Genomic DNA, 15,941 nt, shown 5'->3' with positions numbered 1-15,941 from the left:
ATGTTGACGCGCCTGCCTGGCGTTCTCAGCAAGGATGATGTGGCGGATTTCCGCCGCATCATGGACGTCAGCGCATGGGAGGACGGCCGGTCGACCGCGGGTGCGCAGTCGGCCATGGTCAAGCGCAACGAGCAATTGCCGCCGGACAGCGAGGTCGCGCGCAAGCTCGGCAACCGCATCATCTCGGCGCTGACGTCGAACCCGCGCTTCATCGCGGCGGCGATTCCACTCCAGATCTTCCCGCCGCTGTTCAACCGTTATGCGGCGGATAGCGGCCACCATTTCGGCCTGCATGTCGACAATGCGATCCGTGGCGACCGTCTGACCGGCCTTCGCATCCGCACCGACCTCTCGGTCACGCTGTTCCTCGCCGAGCCGGAAGAGTATGACGGTGGCGAACTTGTGATCGAGGACACTTACGGCTCGCACGAAGTCAAGTTGCCAGCCGGCGACTGCGTGCTCTATCCCTCGACCAGCCTCCACCTCGTCACGCCGGTGACCAGGGGAACGCGGGTTGCGTCTTTCTTCTGGCTGCAGAGCATGATACGGGACGATCAAGCCCGGAGCATGATCTTCGACCTCGACACCGCGATTCAGGCGTTGGTGGACCGGCTCGGGCGTGACGATCCCGAAACGGTCAAATTGACGGGTATCTATCACAACCTCATTCGCTACTGGGCCGAAGTATGAAGACCATGACCTCTAGAGCAAGCCTTGCCGCCGCCGCGATGCTGGCGGCCGCCTGGCTCGCATCCCCCGTTTTGGCCCAGACACAACCCCCCTCGGCACCGGCGCAATCGGTGGCTCAGCCGGCCCCGGCCGGTCCGGCTCCGGCGGCGCCCGCGGCCACCACGCCTGCTGTCCCGGCGCCTTCGGCTTCGACAGCCACCCCGGTTGCTCCGACGGCGTCCCAGGCGGCCACCGTTTCGACCACCGCCAGGCCCGATGCGGCAGCCGGCATCGCGCCGGCGATGAAGGAATTGTCGCCCTGGGTGATGTTCATGTCGGCGGACGTCATCGTGAAGGCGGTGATGATCGGGCTCGCCTTCGCATCGCTGATGACCTGGACCGTCTTCATCGCCAAGTCGATCGAGCTGTCGGTCGCATCCTCCAAGCTTCGTTCGGCGCTGAAGAAGATCGCGGAGACGCGCTCGCTTGCCGAAGCGCAGATGGCGCTCGGAGCCAAGGAGGGCATCCTGCCGTCGTTCCTGGCGGCGGCGCTGCGCGAGGCGCGGATGTCGGCCGGCCTGTCCAGCGATTCCGGCATCAAGGAGCGCGCAGCCTCCAGCTTTTCCGAGATCGTGCGCGCCGAGGCGCGGCGGATCCGCATCGGCATGGGCGTGCTCGCGACCATCGGCTCGACCTCGCCCTTCGTCGGCCTGTTCGGCACGGTCTGGGGCATCATGAACAGCTTCATCGGCATCTCGAAGTCGCAGACCACGAACCTCGCCGTCGTCGCGCCCGGCATCGCCGAGGCGCTGCTCGCCACCGCGATCGGCCTCGTCGCCGCGATCCCGGCGGTCATCATCTACAACCACTTCTCGCGCGTGACGAAGGGCTATCTCGAGCTCGTCAGCCGCGCCTCCGGTGCCGCGGGGCGGCTGCTCTCGCGCGATCTCGACCGCAGCCACGGCAGCGTGCATTCGCGCGCAGCGGAGTGAGCCATGGGCGTTTCGCTCGCAGACAACGATGACGACGACGATTTCTCGGAAACGCATGACATCAACGTCACGCCGTTCATCGACGTCATCCTGGTGCTGCTCATCATCTTCATGGTCGCAGCTCCGCTCTCCACGGTCGACCTGCCGATCGATCTGCCGACTTCGAGCGCGACGCCGCAGAAGAAGCCGGATAAGCCGACCTATCTCAGCATCAAGCCCGATCTGACGCTTGCGATCGGAGAAAATCCGGTCCACCGGGCCGAGCTGATCGGAACGCTCGACGGACTGTCCGACATGAGCAAGGACAAGTACGTCTTCCTGCGCGCCGATCGTTCGGTGCCGTATGGGGAGTTGATGGGCGTCATGGAGCTCTTGCGCTCAGGCGGCTATACGCGGGTGAAACTGGTGGCGCTGGAAGGCGCGCCGGGGGCGCCTGCGGCAGGCGCCGCTCAGCCTTAGAGGCCCGCTATGTCGGACGAACTCAGACCATCCCGGAAGCTCTGGATCTTGGCGGCGGTGGCCGCGCTCGTGCTCCATCTGGGTGGTGCTGCGCTCGCGCTGGCTCATTTGCGTGCCGACGACGACGGCGACGGGCTCGGTGCAAACGGTGCGGAATTCGCCGTGGAGATGGCATCGCCCAAGGCGCCCGAAACCGATCTGCCGCCCGGGCCTGACAGCGAAGCGATGCAGGAGCAGCAGGCGCTTCCCGAGCAGAAGGCCGAGACCAAGGAGACGGAGCTCCCCAAGGACCAGTCGCAGCAGGTCGAGGATCCCGACCGCGTCGTGACCGAGAACAACGCGAAGAAGCCGACGGAAGACGATCCGAAGATTCAGGCGGTCGAAACGCCGGCCGCCGAAGCGTCGCCGAAATCGGTTGCGACGGCGCGGCAGACGCTCGAGGAGGACGCGCGCGAGGCCGAGAAGGCGCTGGCGCCCGTGATCGGCATCGGCAAGGACATCCTGAAGCTGACCGCCGACTGGAACCGCAAGATCAGCGCGCATTTGTCGCTGCATAAGATCAATCCGGAAGGCAAGCAGCCCAATAACCAGAAGGTCAAGGTCAGCTTCGCGATCAACCGGAAGGGCAACGTGCTGTCGGTGGATGTCGTGGAGTCGTCCGGGGATGCAGCCTACGACGCGGCCGCGGTCTCGATCGTCCGCAAGTCAGATCCGATCCCGCTGCCGCCTGCCGCGTTGACCGAGGACCGGTTCGAGCGGACCGTCGATATCATCTTCACGCCGGCCGACGCGAAAAAGAAGAAGACGGCTCAGCGCCAGTAGAGCCGGATCCCGACATAGACGACGACGAGGCAGGCGAAGATCAGCGCCACCGGGAGCGGCCGTTTCTGGGTTCCAGCTGCCGCGCCAGCCCCGAAAAAGCTGGTCGTCTTCGGCTTCGGCGCCGGGCGGCGGAAAGCGGTAACATTGTCCGCCGCTGCTTCAGTCGGGCGAGGGCGGACGTCGGGCGGGTTTCCCGCGCCGCCCATCTCGGCATAATAGGCCTTGTAGATCGCGCCGATGGTCGCCTCGGTGGCCTCGCCCTCGCTCATCTGCGCCAGCAGGTTCTGGTAGCTCGCCAGAAATTCCTGGGCTCCCGAAGGCAATGCGGACGCCCCGTTGAGCTTGGCCATCATCTTCCAGGTGGCGAAATCGGCGCGGGCGCGGGTGTCCGCGCGTCGCGCGATCAGCATATCGGCAGCTTTGACCAAGTCGGCCTCTGGCCCTTCGGCTTAAAGTTCGGGTGTGGCTGTTCAACTACGCATTGCCGGTCAGGAAGAGAACAGCCTGAATCACATAACCGGTCAACGTTCGCAGTATTGCTGAAATAACATCAAGATTTAGACCGAACTGGGAACCTGCAAGAGGTAGCAGGATCAAGAGGCCGATCAGGATCAGCATCCCGAACGGCTCAAGCCGGGCCAAGGGCATGGCGAGGGCGCGGGGCAACAGCCCGACCGCGACGCGCCCGCCATCGAGCGGCGGGATCGGCATCATGTTGAACACCGCCAGAATGGCGTTGATGAGGAGGGCATTCTTGAGGTTATCGGCGACCCACTTTGCCGAGCTGGCTGGCACCAGGGGGAGGGCATGAAAGGCGAAGGCCGCAGCCAGCGCCAGCACGATGTTGGTGGCGGGCCCGGCCAGCGCCACCCAGACCATGTCGAGCTTGGGGTTGTTCAGCTTGCGGAAGTTGACCGGCACCGGCTTGGCATAGCCAAACAGGAACGGCGAATGCGTAAACAGCAGCATCGCCGGCAGGATCACGGTGCCGAACGGGTCGATGTGGCGGAGCGGGTTGAAGCTGACGCGACCGAGCCGCGAAGCGGTGTCGTCCCCGAGCCGGTCCGCGACGAAAGCGTGCGCAGCCTCGTGGAAGGTGATGGCGAGTACGAGGGGAAGCACCCAGATGGAAAGATCATAAATGTTCACGGCTCGTTGATCCCGGTTCGCTCGCGGCCTTGCAGCCGTTCCAGCCAAACCGGCGGTGCAGCAACGCTTCGGCTCAACATAGGGTGGCCGGTTCCGGAATGCCACGCTGCAAATGACCGCCCCGGTGCGTCGCCCCGTGCCATCGCACAATTACGCCGGAATCGTCCCCGGATATTGCACCAGGCCGTCGTCGAGCTTCAGCCAGGCGGGCTTCTCCGAGACCCAGATGTGCTCGGTCGGCGCGAAGGCGTTGCGATCATCAAAGACGGAGAGGGACACGCCCGCGAGCGTGCCGTTACGGCGCCACGCGAACAGGCGCGTGCCGCAGCGCTTGCAGAACACGCGGTCGATCGCCTCGGACGACGCATAGCGCTCCGTCTCGCCTTCGACGCTCAGCGCGCGCTGGTCGAACTGCGCGCGGGCGAAGAAGGGCGAGCCCATCGCCTTCTGACACAGGCGGCAATGGCAGACGCGAACGTTGAGCGGCTCGCCTTCCGCCTTGAACCGCACCGCGCCGCACAGGCATCCGCCTTCCCGGATCATGCTGTCCTCAATAGGTTGCGCGTCCGCCCGAGATGTCGAACACCGCTCCGGTGGAGAAGGCACAGTCTTCGGACGCGAGCCAGGCCACCATCGCGGCGAGCTCTTCGACCAGCACGAAGCGCCCCTTCGGGATCTTCGACAGCATGAAGTCGATATGCTGCTGCGTCATCTGGTCGAAGATCGCGGTCTTGGCCGCGGCCGGCGTCACCGCATTGACGAGGATGTCGTGCGCGGCGAGCTCCTTGCCGAGCGATTTCGTCAACGCGATCAGGCCGGCCTTGGAGGCCGAATAGTGCGCGGCGTTCGGGTTGCCTTCCTTGCCGGCGATCGAGGCGATGTTCACGATGCGCCCGTATTTCTGCTTGAGCATCGCGGGGACGATGGCCTTGCAGACGATGAAGGGACCGTCGAGGTTGATGCGCAGCACTTTCCGCCATTCCTCGAGGTCGGTCTCCCAGACCGGCTTGTTGACGCCGGCGATGCCGGCATTGTTGACGAGGATGTCGATCTTGCCGAACGCGGCGAGCGTCGCATCGCGCGCCTGCTCGACGGCCGCGGTGTCGGTGACGTCGACCTTGAAGACCTTGGTCTCGCCGCCAATCTCCTTGGCGGTCTTCTCGGCCAAGCCTGAGTCAAAATCCCAGATCGCGACCTTGGCGCCGGAGGCGGTGAGGCGCTCGGTGATGGCGCGGCCAAAGCCCTGCGCGCCACCGGTGACGATGGCGACGCGGCCGTTGAGATCGATCTTGTTCATGCCGGGTGCCCCTGGGGTCAGAGCATGTAGCCGCCGTCGACGACGAGGTCGACACCGGTGGTGAAGGCGCTCTCGTCGCTGCCGAGATAGACCGCCATGTTGGCAATCTCCTCGGCGGTGCCGAGCCGGCCCATCTTCTGGCGGGAGATGAACATCTCCTTGCCCTGCGGTCCCTGTGCGGCGGCGCGGTCGAGCATCGAGGGGGTCTCGACGGTGCCGGGGCAGATCGAGTTGCAGCGGATGCCCTTGGTGATGAAGTCGAGCGCGACCGCGCGCGACAGCAGCGACACCGCCGCCTTCGACGAGCTGTAGACATAGCGGTTCGCCGGCGGCCGCAGCGCTGCGCAGGAGGAGATGTTGACGATGCTGCCGCCGCCGCCCGCGATCATGTCGGGCAGGAAGGCCCTGATGGTCCGGTGCATCGACTTGACGTTGAGGTCGAACGAGAAATCAAAATCCTCTTCCGAGCATTCCAGGATGGTGCCGTGGTGCACGAAGCCCGCCGCGTTGAGCAGGATGTCGACCTTGCCGATGCGTTTGGCGAAAGCGTTGACGTCGGCGGTGTTGCGGACGTCGAGCTTGGCGACCTCGGCGATGCCTTCCTTGGTCAGGCCCGCGATGCCGGCCTCGTTGATGTCGGTGGCGATGACGGTTGCGCCTTCACGCGCGAATGCGAGCGCGCAGGCGCGCCCGATGCCGGCGGCTGCCGCCGTGACGACGGCGCGTTTACCCTTGAGGCGGTTGGCCATTTTCTTGTTCTCCTCGATTTATTCAGTGCCGTAGCCGGATGAGCGCGCGAGCGCGATATCCGGGAAGCGTATGTCCCGGGGGTCGCTTCGCTCACCCGGGCTACGTGTGCCTAACTCAGTGATTATCCCGCGCGACGCCAAACGTGCCGGCGACGTTCTGGTAGCGCGTGGCGAGCTCCATGCAGGCGCCGGTCGATTGCTGGCCGACGGTGTTGCGATAGATCTCCTGCCACGGCGTCTGGTTTTCGGGATGCTTGAAGCCGCCATTGGCCTTCAGCTCGGCGTGACGCTTCTTCAGCTCCTCGTCCGAGATCAGGATGTTGGCGCTGCCCTTGTTGAGGTCGACGCGAACCTTGTCGCCGGTCTTCAGGATCGCGAGCCCGCCATTGGCGGCAGCTTCCGGCGAGGCGTTCAGGATCGAGGGCGAGCCCGAGGTGCCGGACTGGCGGCCGTCGCCGATGCAGGGCAGGGACAGGATGCCGCGTTTGATCAGTGCTGCCGGCGGCTGCATGTTCACGACCTCGGCGCCACCCGGGTAGCCAATCGGCCCGGTGCCGCGGATGAACAGCACGCAGCGCTCGTCGATGTCGAGCGAGGCGTCGTCGATCCGCGCGTGATAGTCCTCCGGACCCTCGAACACGATGGCGCGGCCCTCAAATGCGTTGAGGTCTTTCGGATTGCTGAGATAGCGGTCGCGGAATTCCTTGGAGATCACCGAGGTCTTCATGATCGCGGAATCGAACAGATTGCCCTTCAGCACCAGGAAGCCGGCGTCCTTCACCAGCGGCTTGTCGTAGGCCCAGATCACGTCGTTGTCGGGCTTCGGCGCGTCCTTGCAGTTCTCGCCGATGCCGCGGCCGTTGACGGTGACGGCGTCCTCATGGATGCGCTTGTGCTTCATCAACTCGCGCACCACGGCAGGCACGCCGCCGGCGCGGTGGAATTCCTCGCCGAGATAGAAGCCGGCCGGCTGCATGTTGACCAGGAGCGGCACGTCGTGGCCGACCTTCTGCCAGTCCTCGATGGTGAGCTCGACGCCGATGTGGCGGGCCAGCGCGTTGATGTGGATCGGCGCGTTGGTCGAGCCGCCGATCGCCGAATTGATCACGATGCAGTTCTCGAACGCCTTGCGGGTCAGGATGTCCGAGGGCTTGAGGTCTTCCCAGACCATCTCGACGGCGCGCTTGCCGGTCTCGTAGGCGATCTGGCCGCGCTCGCGATAGGGCGCGGGGATCGCCGCGCAGCCCGGCAGCGAGAAGCCGAGCGCTTCGGCAAGACCGTTCATGGTCGAGGCGGTGCCCATGGTGTTGCAATGGCCGACCGAGGGCGCCGACGAGGCCACGATCTCCATGAACTCTTCATAGTCGATCTCGCCCGCGGCGAGGCGTTCGCGCGACTTCCAGACGATGGTGCCGGAGCCGGTGCGCTCGCCGGCGTGCCAGCCGTTGAGCATCGGGCCGCCCGACAGCACGATCGCGGGCAGGTTCACGGTCGCCGCCGCCATCATGCAGGCCGGCGTCGTCTTGTCGCAGCCGGTGGTGAGCACGACGCCGTCGAGCGGATAGCCGTACAGGATCTCGACCAGGCCGAGATAGGCGAGGTTGCGGTCGAGCGCGGCGGTCGGGCGCTTGCCGGTCTCCTGGATCGGATGGGTCGGGAATTCCATGGCAATGCCGCCGGCCTCGCGGATGCCCTCGCGGACGCGATGGGCAAGCTCGATGTGGTGGCGGTTGCAGGGAGAGAGGTCGTTGCCGGTCTGGGCGATGCCGATGATCGGCTTGCCGGACTGCAGCTCGGCGCGGGTGAGGCCGTAATTGAGGTATCGCTCCATGTAGAGCGCCGTCATGCCCGGATTATGCGGGTTGTTGAACCATTCCTGCGAGCGAAGGTGGCGGCGGGAGTCGTTGCCGGCGGGCGCGTGCCCATTGGTGGGTTTTTTTGTCATTGGTTTCTCCTGCAATGCAAACGCACTGGCGTCCGTCCAATTACATCAGTCCTGGGGTGTCGGCTTGTGCGATGCCCAACGGCGCGAATGACGGATCGCCGGCCCGCTGGCGGGTCGTTTCCTCACAAAGCCGATACTAGTCATGGCTACTTGGTAACGCTACCATTTTGTTCACCGCGCCCGCGCCTGGAACGGCTGGCCTGCTGTCGGAATGGCGCGGCGACGAGCTTTGCCGCTCGATCACCCTGAAGCCGAGATCGAGCACCGGCCGCTCCGGGCGCCGTCCGTCGATCGCCTCGATCAGCATGGTGGCGGCAGTTTTGCCCATCTCGTAGCGGTTGGTGCGCACGCTGGTGAGGGTGGGGACGGCGGAGGCCATGAATTCGAGGTCGTTGAAGCCGACGATCGCGATCTGCTCGGGGACGCTGATCTCCCGGCGCCGGCATTCGAACAGCACGCCGAGCGCGAGGTCGTCATTGGCGCAGAACACCGCATCGAGATTGGGCTCGCGCGCCAGGAGATCGGTGAACAGGGCGCCGCCCAGCGTCACCGAGGTCGGTGTCGCCGTGGTGACGACGAGGCGCTGCTCGAACAGTGCGGCATCCTTCATCGCCGAGACATATCCGTCGAGCCGCCGCTGTACCCGCGGATCCATGCGCGCCCCGACGAAGCCGATCCTGCGGCGCCCCTGTTCGAACAGGTGCGCAACCGCTGCGCGGGCTGCGTCATAGTGCGAAAAGCCGATCATCATGTCGACCGGATCGGGGCCGATCTCCATGATCTGCACGATCGGGCAGTCGGCGGCCTCCAGCATGGCGCGCGATTCCGGGGTCTGGTCGATGCCGGTCACGATCAGCCCGGCCGGCTTCTGCGCGAGAAACAGCCGCAGCAGCTTCTCTTCCTGGAGAATGCTGTAGCGGGTGTTGGACAACTGGATCGAGTAACGGCTGCCTTCGGACGCGTCGTAGATGCCGCGCAGCACGTCCGAGAACACGTTGTTGGTGAGAGAAGGAATCAAGACACCGATGACCTCGGTGCGTTGCGAGGCGAGCGCGCGGGCCGCAAGGTTCGGCACATAGCCGAGCTCCTTGGCGGCGCTCTCGACCCGCGTCCGCTTGCCGATCGACAGGGCCTCCGGATTTCGGAAGAAGCGGGACGCCGTAATCGGGCTGACGCCGGCAAGCTCGGCGACTTCCGCCAGCCGGATCTTGCCTGACTTGGTGCGTTTTCGACCCATTTGCTGCTCTTAACACAGTCGGTCCCGCAAACAAAGGAACGTTGACAGCGCTACCAGCAACGACTAACCAAAGACAAATTGCCAAAACCGCACAAACTGCCGACAATGTTGCCTGCTAAGATCGGGCCGTGTTCGGTGAAGTCTGAAAAAACAAGACGGTCGCGGCGCTAGAGGCGCCGTGGACTTTCGAGGAGGGAGCTAGATGTCGTCTGTGCAAATCCGCGACGTGCGGAAATCGTTCGGCAATTTTGAAGTCCTGCACGGCGTGACTGTACCGATCGAGGACGGCCAATTCGTCGTTCTGGTCGGCCCCTCCGGCTGCGGCAAGTCGACGCTTCTGCGCATGCTCGCCGGTCTCGAGAACATCACCTCCGGCACGATCTCGATCGGCGACCGCGTCGTCAACAATGTCCAGCCCAAGGAGCGGGACATTGCGATGGTATTCCAGAACTACGCGCTCTATCCGCACATGACGGTCGCCGACAACATGGGCTTCTCGCTGAAGCTGCGGAATGCGGGCGCCGACGAGATCAACAAGCGCGTCAAGCGCGCCGCCGAGATCCTCGCGCTGGCGCCGCTGCTCGATCGCTATCCGCGCCAGCTCTCCGGCGGTCAGCGCCAGCGCGTCGCGATGGGCCGCGCCATCGTGCGCGATCCGCAGGTCTTCCTGTTCGACGAGCCCTTGTCCAACCTCGACGCCAAGCTGCGCGTCGCCATGCGCACCGAGATCAAGGAGCTGCACCAGCGGCTGAAGACGACGACCGTCTACGTCACCCACGACCAGATCGAAGCCATGACCATGGCCGACAAGATCGTCGTCATGCATGACGGCATCGTCGAGCAGATGGGCACGCCGCTCGAGCTCTATGACAAGCCCGACAACCAGTTCGTCGCCGGCTTCATCGGCTCGCCCGCGATGAACTTCCTGAAGGGGCATGTGCGCGTCAACGGCGTTGCGAGCTTCGAGGGCCCGAACGGCGTCAAGCTGCCGCTCAAGACCGCGCCCGCGGCGTCCGACGGCCGTCCCGCGGTCTACGGCGTGCGGCCCGAGCATTTCACCATTGCCGACGACGGCGCCGAAGCCGAGATCATCGTGGTCGAGCCGACCGGCTCGGAGACGCAAGTGTTCGCCAAGATCGGCGGCGAGCAGGTCGTCGCGGTCTTCCGCGAACGCCACCAGTTCAACCCGGGCGACAAGATCCGGCTGAAGCCCGATCCGTCGCTGGTGCATCTGTTCGACGAGGCGACGGGAAAGCGCCTGAACGCGTAGCGTGAGTTTGAGTTAAGACAACAAAAAAGCATCACAGGGAGGACGACATGCAAGACTTTACCCGCCGGACTCTGCTTCAGGGCGGAACGGCACTGGCTGCGACCGGCATGCTCACCGGGCCGGCACTGTTCGATTTCGCCAAGGCCTGGGCGCAGAGCGCGCCCTGGAAGGCGGAGCCCGGTGCCAAGCTGACCGTGATGCGATGGAAGCGCTTCGTGCCGGCTGAGGACGACGCGTTCAACGCAATGGTCGCGGCGTTCAAGGCTGCCACCGGCACCGAGATGAACGTGTTCAGCGAATCCTTCGAGGACGTGCAGCCGAAGGCCTCGGTTGCGGCCAATACCGGCTCCGGACTCGATCTCGCCTGGGGCCTGCACACGCTGCCGCAGCTGTTCCCCACCAAAGTGCTGAAGATGAACGACGTCGCCGATTATCTCGGCAAGAAATACGGCGGCTGGACCGATGCGGCCGCCAAGACCTGCAAGCAAGGTGACGACTGGCTCGGCATTCCCGTCGCGACCAACGGCGGTTACATGACGTACCGCAAGTCGGCGCTCGACAAGGCGGGGTTCAAGGAATTCCCGAAGGACTTCCCCGGCTTCCTCGAGATGTGCAAGGCCCTGAAGGCGAACAACACGCCGGCCGGCTTCGCGCTCGGGCACGCCTCGGGCGACGGCAATTCGTGGCTGCACTGGGTGCTGTGGGGCCACGGCGCCTACACGGTCGACCAGAGCGACAAGATCATCATCAATTCGCCGGAGACGGCGAAGGCGCTGGAATATTGCAAGGCGCTGTACGAGAGCTTCATTCCGGGCACGGCGTCCTGGAACGATTCCTCCAACAACAAGGCGTTCCTCGCCGGCGAGCTCTATTGCACGGCGAACGGCATCTCGATCTACGTCGCCGCCAAGACCGATGCGAGCAAGAAGGAGCTCGCTGAGGACACCTATCACGCGCTCTGGCCGGTCGGTCCGGTCGGCAAGCCGACCGAGCTGCAGCTTGCGCTGCCGATCCTCGCCTTCAACTTCACCAAATATCCGAACGCGGCGAAGGCCTTCGTCGCCTTCATGCTGGAGAAGGAGAACTACGAGAAGTGGCTGGACGGCGCGCAGGGCTATCTGACGCAGACCTTGAACGGCTATGAATCGGCGCCGATCTGGAAGGCGGATCCCAAGAATGCCGTGTTCTCGCAAGCGTCCAAGCGCACTCTGCCGGCGGCCGGTATCGGCACGGTCGGCGAGAAGGCGGCAACCGCGATCGCCGACTTCATCGTCGTCGACATGTTCGCCAACTACTGCACCGGCACCAAGGATGCGAAGGGCGCGATGGCGGAAGCCGAGCGCCAGCTGAAGCGCATCTATCGCTGAGGGTCACGGAGCGGGCGGCAGTCGCCGCCCGCTCGTCAACATTTCGATCAGGGATATCGGGCATGGCTGATGTCGCAATTCCCCGGGCCAAGCCTCAGATGAGAGAGGATGGCGCCTGGACCCAGCTCAAACACAATCGCAACTGGCTCGGCTTCTGGTTCATGGTGCCGGCCATGGCGTTCCTGATCTTCTTCCTGGCCTATCCGCTGGGGCTCGGCATCTGGCTGTCCTTCACGGACACCCGCATCGGCAGGGTCGGGCACTTTGTCGCTACCGAGAACTATGAGTGGCTGTGGGACGACTCCATCTTCTGGCTGTCGGTGTTCAACACGCTGCTCTACACCTTCGTCGCCAGCGCCCTCAAATTCGCGATCGGGCTTTATCTCGCGCTGCTCCTGAACGAGAATATGCCGTTCAAGGCGATGTTGCGCGCGATGGTCCTGATCCCCTTCATCGTGCCGACGGTGCTCTCGGCACTGGCGTTCTGGTGGATCTTCGATTCGCAATTCTCCATCATCTCCTGGTCGCTGAGGCATCTCGGTCTGATCGACCAAAACATCAACTTCCTCGGCGACACGACCTGGGCGCGCATTTGCGTGATCTTTGCCAATATCTGGCGCGGCGTGCCGTTCGTGGCGATCACGCTGCTCGCGGGCCTGCAGACGGTGTCGCCCTCGCTCTATGAAGCCGCAACGCTCGACGGCGCCACGCGCTGGCAGAATTTCCGCTTCATCACCTATCCGCTGCTGACGCCGATCATCGCCGTCGTGATGACCTTCTCGGTGCTGTTCACCTTCACCGACTTCCAGCTGATCTGGGCGATGACCCGCGGCGGCCCCGTCAACGCCACCCATTTGATGGCGACGCTGTCCTATCAGCGCGCGATCATCGCCGGACAGCTCGGGGAGGGCGCGGCGATATCCAGTGCCATGATTCCGTTCCTGCTCGCTGCGATCATGGTGTCCTGGTTCGGCCTGCAGCGCCGGAAATGGCAACAGGGAGAGAACAATGACTGATCTTCCTGCCGCGAAAGTCGACCTCAAGGCCGTGATATCGTCGCCCGCGCGCGTCGATAACAGCGAGGGCATGAGCTATCTGCAGTCGGTGCCGCGCCGGCTCGTGACCCTGTACCTGCCGCTCACGATCATCGTCGTGGTCCTGCTGTTTCCGTTCTACTGGATGGCGCTGACCTCGGTGAAGCCGGACGACCAGCTGCTCGATCTCGACAGGTTCAACCCGTTCTGGACCTGGAATCCGACCTTCAAGCATTTCCACAAGCTGCTGTTCGAGAGCTACTATCCGCACTGGCTCTGGAACACGATGTATGTGGCGATCTGCGCCACGATACTCTCGATCATCGCTTCGGTGTTAGCTGCCTACGCCATCGTGCGCTTGCGCTACAAGGGCGCCAATCTCGTCGGCGGGCTGATCTTCCTCGCTTATCTGGTGCCGCCGTCGATCCTGTTCATCCCGCTCGCCACCGTCGTGTTCCAGTACGGCCTGTTCGACTCGCCGCTGGCGTTGATCCTGACCTATCCGACCATCCTGATCCCGTTCTCGACCTGGCTCTTGATGGGCTATTTCAAGACCATCCCGTTCGAGCTCGAGGAATGCGCGCTGATCGACGGGGCGAGCCGCTGGCAGATCCTGATCAAGATCGTCCTGCCCCTCGCAATCCCCGGACTGATCTCGGCCTTCATCTTCTGCTTCACGCTGTGCTGGAACGAGTTCATCTACGCGTTGACCTTTCTGCAATCGACCAGCAACAAGACGGTGCCGGTCGCGATCGTCAACGAGTTCGTGGACGGTGACATCTACCGCTGGGGTTCGCTGATGGCCGGAGCCCTGGCCGGCTCGCTGCCGCTCGTCATCCTTTACGCCTTCTTCGTGGAGCATTATGTGTCCGCGATGACCGGCGCCGTGAAGGAATAATCGCGGGGTCTGCCACGGGAGCGCGCCGGAAGCTGCGCGTTCCGGCCAATAAGAAGGAGTAAGCTCTTGCACATTCTGGTTCTGGGCGCCGCCGGCATGGTCGGCCGCAAATTGTGTGAACGGCTGTTGCGTGACGGCCGGCTCGGCAAGAGCGACATCACCAAGCTGACCATGCATGACATGGTCGAACCGAAGAAGCCGGAGAAGGCCGGTTTCCCGGTCGAGACCGTGTCGGGCGATTTCGCAGTCCCAGGCGCGGCCGAAAAGCTGATCGCCGGCCGCCCGGACGTGATCTTCCATCTCGCCGCGATCGTCTCGGGCGAAGCCGAACTCGATTTCGACAAGGGCTACCGCATCAATCTCGACGGCACGCGGATGCTGCTCGACGCTGTCAGGCTGGTCGGCGGCGGCTACAAGCCCCGCGTGGTGTTTACGTCCTCGATCGCGGTGTTCGGCGCGCCGTTCCCCGATGCGATCGGCGACGAGTTCTTCCACACCCCGCTGCTCAGCTACGGCACCCAGAAGGCGATCGGCGAGCTGTTGCTGGCCGACTATTCGCGCCGCGGTTTCCTCGACGGCATCGGCATCCGTCTGCCGACCATCTGCATCCGGCCGGGCCTGCCCAACAAGGCGGCATCGGGCTTCTTCTCCAACATCCTGCGCGAGCCGCTGGCCGGCAAGGAAGCGGTGCTGCCGGTGTCCGAGGACGTTCGCCACTGGCACGCGACGCCGCGCTCCGCGGTCGGCTTCCTGCTCCATGCCGGCACCATGGATCTCGCCACCGTCGGCCCGCGCCGCAATCTGACCATGCCGGGACTTTCGGCAACGGTCGGCGAGCAGATCGCAGCGTTGAAGCGGGTGGCGGGTGACAAGGTCGCCGCCCGCATCAAGCGCGAGCCCGATCCCTTCATCGTCGGCATCGTCGGCGGCTGGCCGCGCAATTTCAACCCGAAGCGGTCGCTCGAGCTCGGTTTCACCACCGCCGAGAAGACCTTCGACGACATCATCCGCATTCACATCGAAGACGAGCTCGGCGGCAATTTCGTCGCGTGATCTCCGGCAGAGCGGGCCCTGGTGATGGCGAGCGTTGCTTGCATCGGTGAATGCATGGTCGAGCTCAGGCAGGCGCAAGGCGGCGCGTCTGCCGGGCAGGGCGGCGGGCTGTACTCGCGCGGCTTTGGCGGCGACACCCTCAACACGGCGGTGTATCTGGCGCGGCTCGAGGTCAAGGTCGATTATCTCACCGCGCTCGGCGACGATGCCCTGAGCGATGAGATGATCGCCGCCTGGAACGCGGAGAACGTCGGCACAAGGCGCGTCGTGCGGCTGGCCGGCAAGCTGCCCGGCCTCTACATGATCCAGCTGGATGCCAAGGGCGAGCGCCAGTTCTTCCACTGGCGCGACAGCGCGGCGGCACGGCAGCTGATGAACCTGCCGGAGACCGACGAGCTGCTCAACTCGCTGATGAGCTACGACATCGTCTATCTCTCCGCGATCACGCTCTCGATCTACGATGCGCCCGGGCGCGAGCGCCTGTTCGCGGCGATCAAGCGCGCACGCCTGCTCGGCACCCGCTTCGTGTTCGACACCAATTTTCGCGCACGCGGCTGGCCCGATCGCGAGGTCGCGCGCGAGGTGTTTGCGGCGGCCTTCGCGGCCGCCGATATCGTGCTGACCTCGACCGAGGACCTGCTCGCGCTCTATCCCGGCGAGAGCAACGATCAGCTGATGGCGCGCATCCCGACGCCCGAGCTGGTGTTCCGCCTCGCCGAGCCGGTGAGCCTGCTGCGCTTCCCCGGGGCTACCCACGAGGTCCGCGCCGAACCGATGACCAACCCCGTCGTCGACACCACGGCGGCCGGCGACAGCTTTGCTGCGGCCTACATTGCGGCCCGGCTCGCCGGTTCCGAACCGGTCGAGGCCGCCCAGGCCGGGCATCGCCTCGCCAGCGTAGTGATCTGCTATGCCGGCGCCATCATTCCGGGCTATGCCATGCCGCCGAAGAAACGACACCGGCCCGCGACCTCCCGCCAGGCGACCAAGTAAAAGCGAC

The 15,941-nt window shown here is 64.6% G+C and carries 17 protein-coding genes; 10 read left to right on the top strand and 7 right to left on the bottom strand.

Going from position 1 to position 15,941, the window contains the following annotated elements; genetic code table 11:
• From AABA86_RS13000 to AABA86_RS12985, 4 genes are read left to right on the top strand one after another with little or no spacing between them, the layout of a single operon-like run.
• Entirely contained in the window at positions 1 to 690 is a 690-nt protein-coding gene (locus tag AABA86_RS13000; protein WP_338307067.1) for a Fe2+-dependent dioxygenase, read from the top strand.
• Positions 687 to 1,661 carry a tonB-system energizer ExbB gene (gene exbB, locus AABA86_RS12995; protein ID WP_338307065.1) on the top strand — a complete coding sequence of 325 codons (975 nt, stop codon included), beginning with the start codon at positions 687 to 689 and terminating at the stop codon, positions 1,659 to 1,661. The genes AABA86_RS13000 and exbB overlap by 4 nt, the downstream gene beginning before the upstream one ends.
• A 3-nt stretch (positions 1,662 to 1,664) precedes the next feature.
• Positions 1,665 to 2,120, top strand: coding sequence for a TonB system transport protein ExbD (gene exbD, locus AABA86_RS12990; RefSeq protein WP_212246496.1), 456 nt, complete (start codon positions 1,665 to 1,667; stop codon positions 2,118 to 2,120).
• Between the two features lie 9 nt (positions 2,121 to 2,129).
• The gene (locus AABA86_RS12985) at positions 2,130 to 2,942 is read left to right on the top strand and encodes an energy transducer TonB (protein WP_212246493.1); all 813 of its coding nucleotides are present in this window, start codon (positions 2,130 to 2,132) and stop codon (positions 2,940 to 2,942) included.
• On the opposite strand, the gene AABA86_RS12980 is transcribed toward AABA86_RS12985, so the two are convergent.
• From AABA86_RS12980 to AABA86_RS12950, 7 genes are all read right to left on the bottom strand, one after another.
• Positions 2,930 to 3,352, bottom strand: coding sequence for a hypothetical protein (locus AABA86_RS12980; protein ID WP_212246880.1), 423 nt, complete (start codon positions 3,350 to 3,352; stop codon positions 2,930 to 2,932). The genes AABA86_RS12985 and AABA86_RS12980 overlap by 13 nt on opposite strands.
• A gap of 64 nt (positions 3,353 to 3,416) precedes the next feature.
• Complete coding sequence (locus tag AABA86_RS12975; RefSeq protein ID WP_338307062.1) at positions 3,417 to 4,091, bottom strand: site-2 protease family protein; 675 nt, start codon at positions 4,089 to 4,091, stop codon at positions 3,417 to 3,419.
• A 150-nt stretch (positions 4,092 to 4,241) separates the two neighbouring features.
• Positions 4,242 to 4,634, bottom strand: coding sequence for a GFA family protein (locus AABA86_RS12970; protein ID WP_028145167.1), 393 nt, complete (start codon positions 4,632 to 4,634; stop codon positions 4,242 to 4,244).
• Between the two features lie 7 nt (positions 4,635 to 4,641).
• Entirely contained in the window at positions 4,642 to 5,388 is a 747-nt protein-coding gene (locus AABA86_RS12965; protein WP_338307060.1) for an SDR family NAD(P)-dependent oxidoreductase, read from the bottom strand.
• Positions 5,389 to 5,405: 17 nt separating this feature from the next.
• A complete protein-coding gene (locus AABA86_RS12960; RefSeq protein ID WP_212246490.1) occupies positions 5,406 to 6,137 on the bottom strand; it encodes an SDR family oxidoreductase in 732 nt (243 codons plus the stop codon).
• A gap of 115 nt (positions 6,138 to 6,252) precedes the next feature.
• A complete protein-coding gene (locus AABA86_RS12955; RefSeq protein ID WP_338307058.1) occupies positions 6,253 to 8,082 on the bottom strand; it encodes an IlvD/Edd family dehydratase in 1,830 nt (609 codons plus the stop codon).
• Between the two features lie 136 nt (positions 8,083 to 8,218).
• Complete coding sequence (locus AABA86_RS12950; protein WP_212246488.1) at positions 8,219 to 9,319, bottom strand: LacI family DNA-binding transcriptional regulator; 1,101 nt, start codon at positions 9,317 to 9,319, stop codon at positions 8,219 to 8,221.
• A gap of 202 nt (positions 9,320 to 9,521) precedes the next feature.
• Between AABA86_RS12950 and AABA86_RS12945 the strand changes: the two genes are divergently transcribed.
• The 6 genes from AABA86_RS12945 to AABA86_RS12920 all read left to right on the top strand — a co-directional run bounded on the left by AABA86_RS12945 (position 9,522) and on the right by AABA86_RS12920 (position 15,934).
• Entirely contained in the window at positions 9,522 to 10,589 is a 1,068-nt protein-coding gene (locus AABA86_RS12945) for an ABC transporter ATP-binding protein (protein ID WP_212246487.1), read from the top strand.
• Positions 10,590 to 10,636: 47 nt separating this feature from the next.
• The gene (locus AABA86_RS12940) at positions 10,637 to 11,956 is read left to right on the top strand and encodes an ABC transporter substrate-binding protein (RefSeq protein ID WP_212246485.1); all 1,320 of its coding nucleotides are present in this window, start codon (positions 10,637 to 10,639) and stop codon (positions 11,954 to 11,956) included.
• A gap of 98 nt (positions 11,957 to 12,054) precedes the next feature.
• Entirely contained in the window at positions 12,055 to 12,972 is a 918-nt protein-coding gene (locus tag AABA86_RS12935) for a carbohydrate ABC transporter permease (protein ID WP_080670311.1), read from the top strand.
• On the top strand, positions 12,965 to 13,888 hold the full coding sequence (locus tag AABA86_RS12930; RefSeq protein ID WP_338307055.1) for a carbohydrate ABC transporter permease: 924 nt from the start codon (positions 12,965 to 12,967) through the stop codon (positions 13,886 to 13,888). Before AABA86_RS12935 ends, AABA86_RS12930 begins: the two co-directional genes overlap by 8 nt.
• Positions 13,889 to 13,954: 66 nt before the next feature.
• Positions 13,955 to 14,941: a D-erythronate dehydrogenase gene (gene denD / locus AABA86_RS12925; protein ID WP_338307054.1), complete on the top strand. Its 987-nt coding sequence runs from the start codon at positions 13,955 to 13,957 to the stop codon at positions 14,939 to 14,941.
• 24 nt (positions 14,942 to 14,965) lie between these two features.
• On the top strand, positions 14,966 to 15,934 hold the full coding sequence (locus tag AABA86_RS12920; RefSeq protein ID WP_338307052.1) for a sugar kinase: 969 nt from the start codon (positions 14,966 to 14,968) through the stop codon (positions 15,932 to 15,934).
• Positions 15,935 to 15,941 lie beyond the last annotated feature (7 nt).

Origin of the sequence: Bradyrhizobium sp. TM233, assembly GCF_036247965.1 — a bacterium.
In the GTDB taxonomy this organism is placed as follows: Bacteria; Pseudomonadota; Alphaproteobacteria; order Rhizobiales; family Xanthobacteraceae; genus Bradyrhizobium; species Bradyrhizobium ottawaense.
This window is presented reverse-complemented; position numbering and strand designations above follow the sequence as displayed.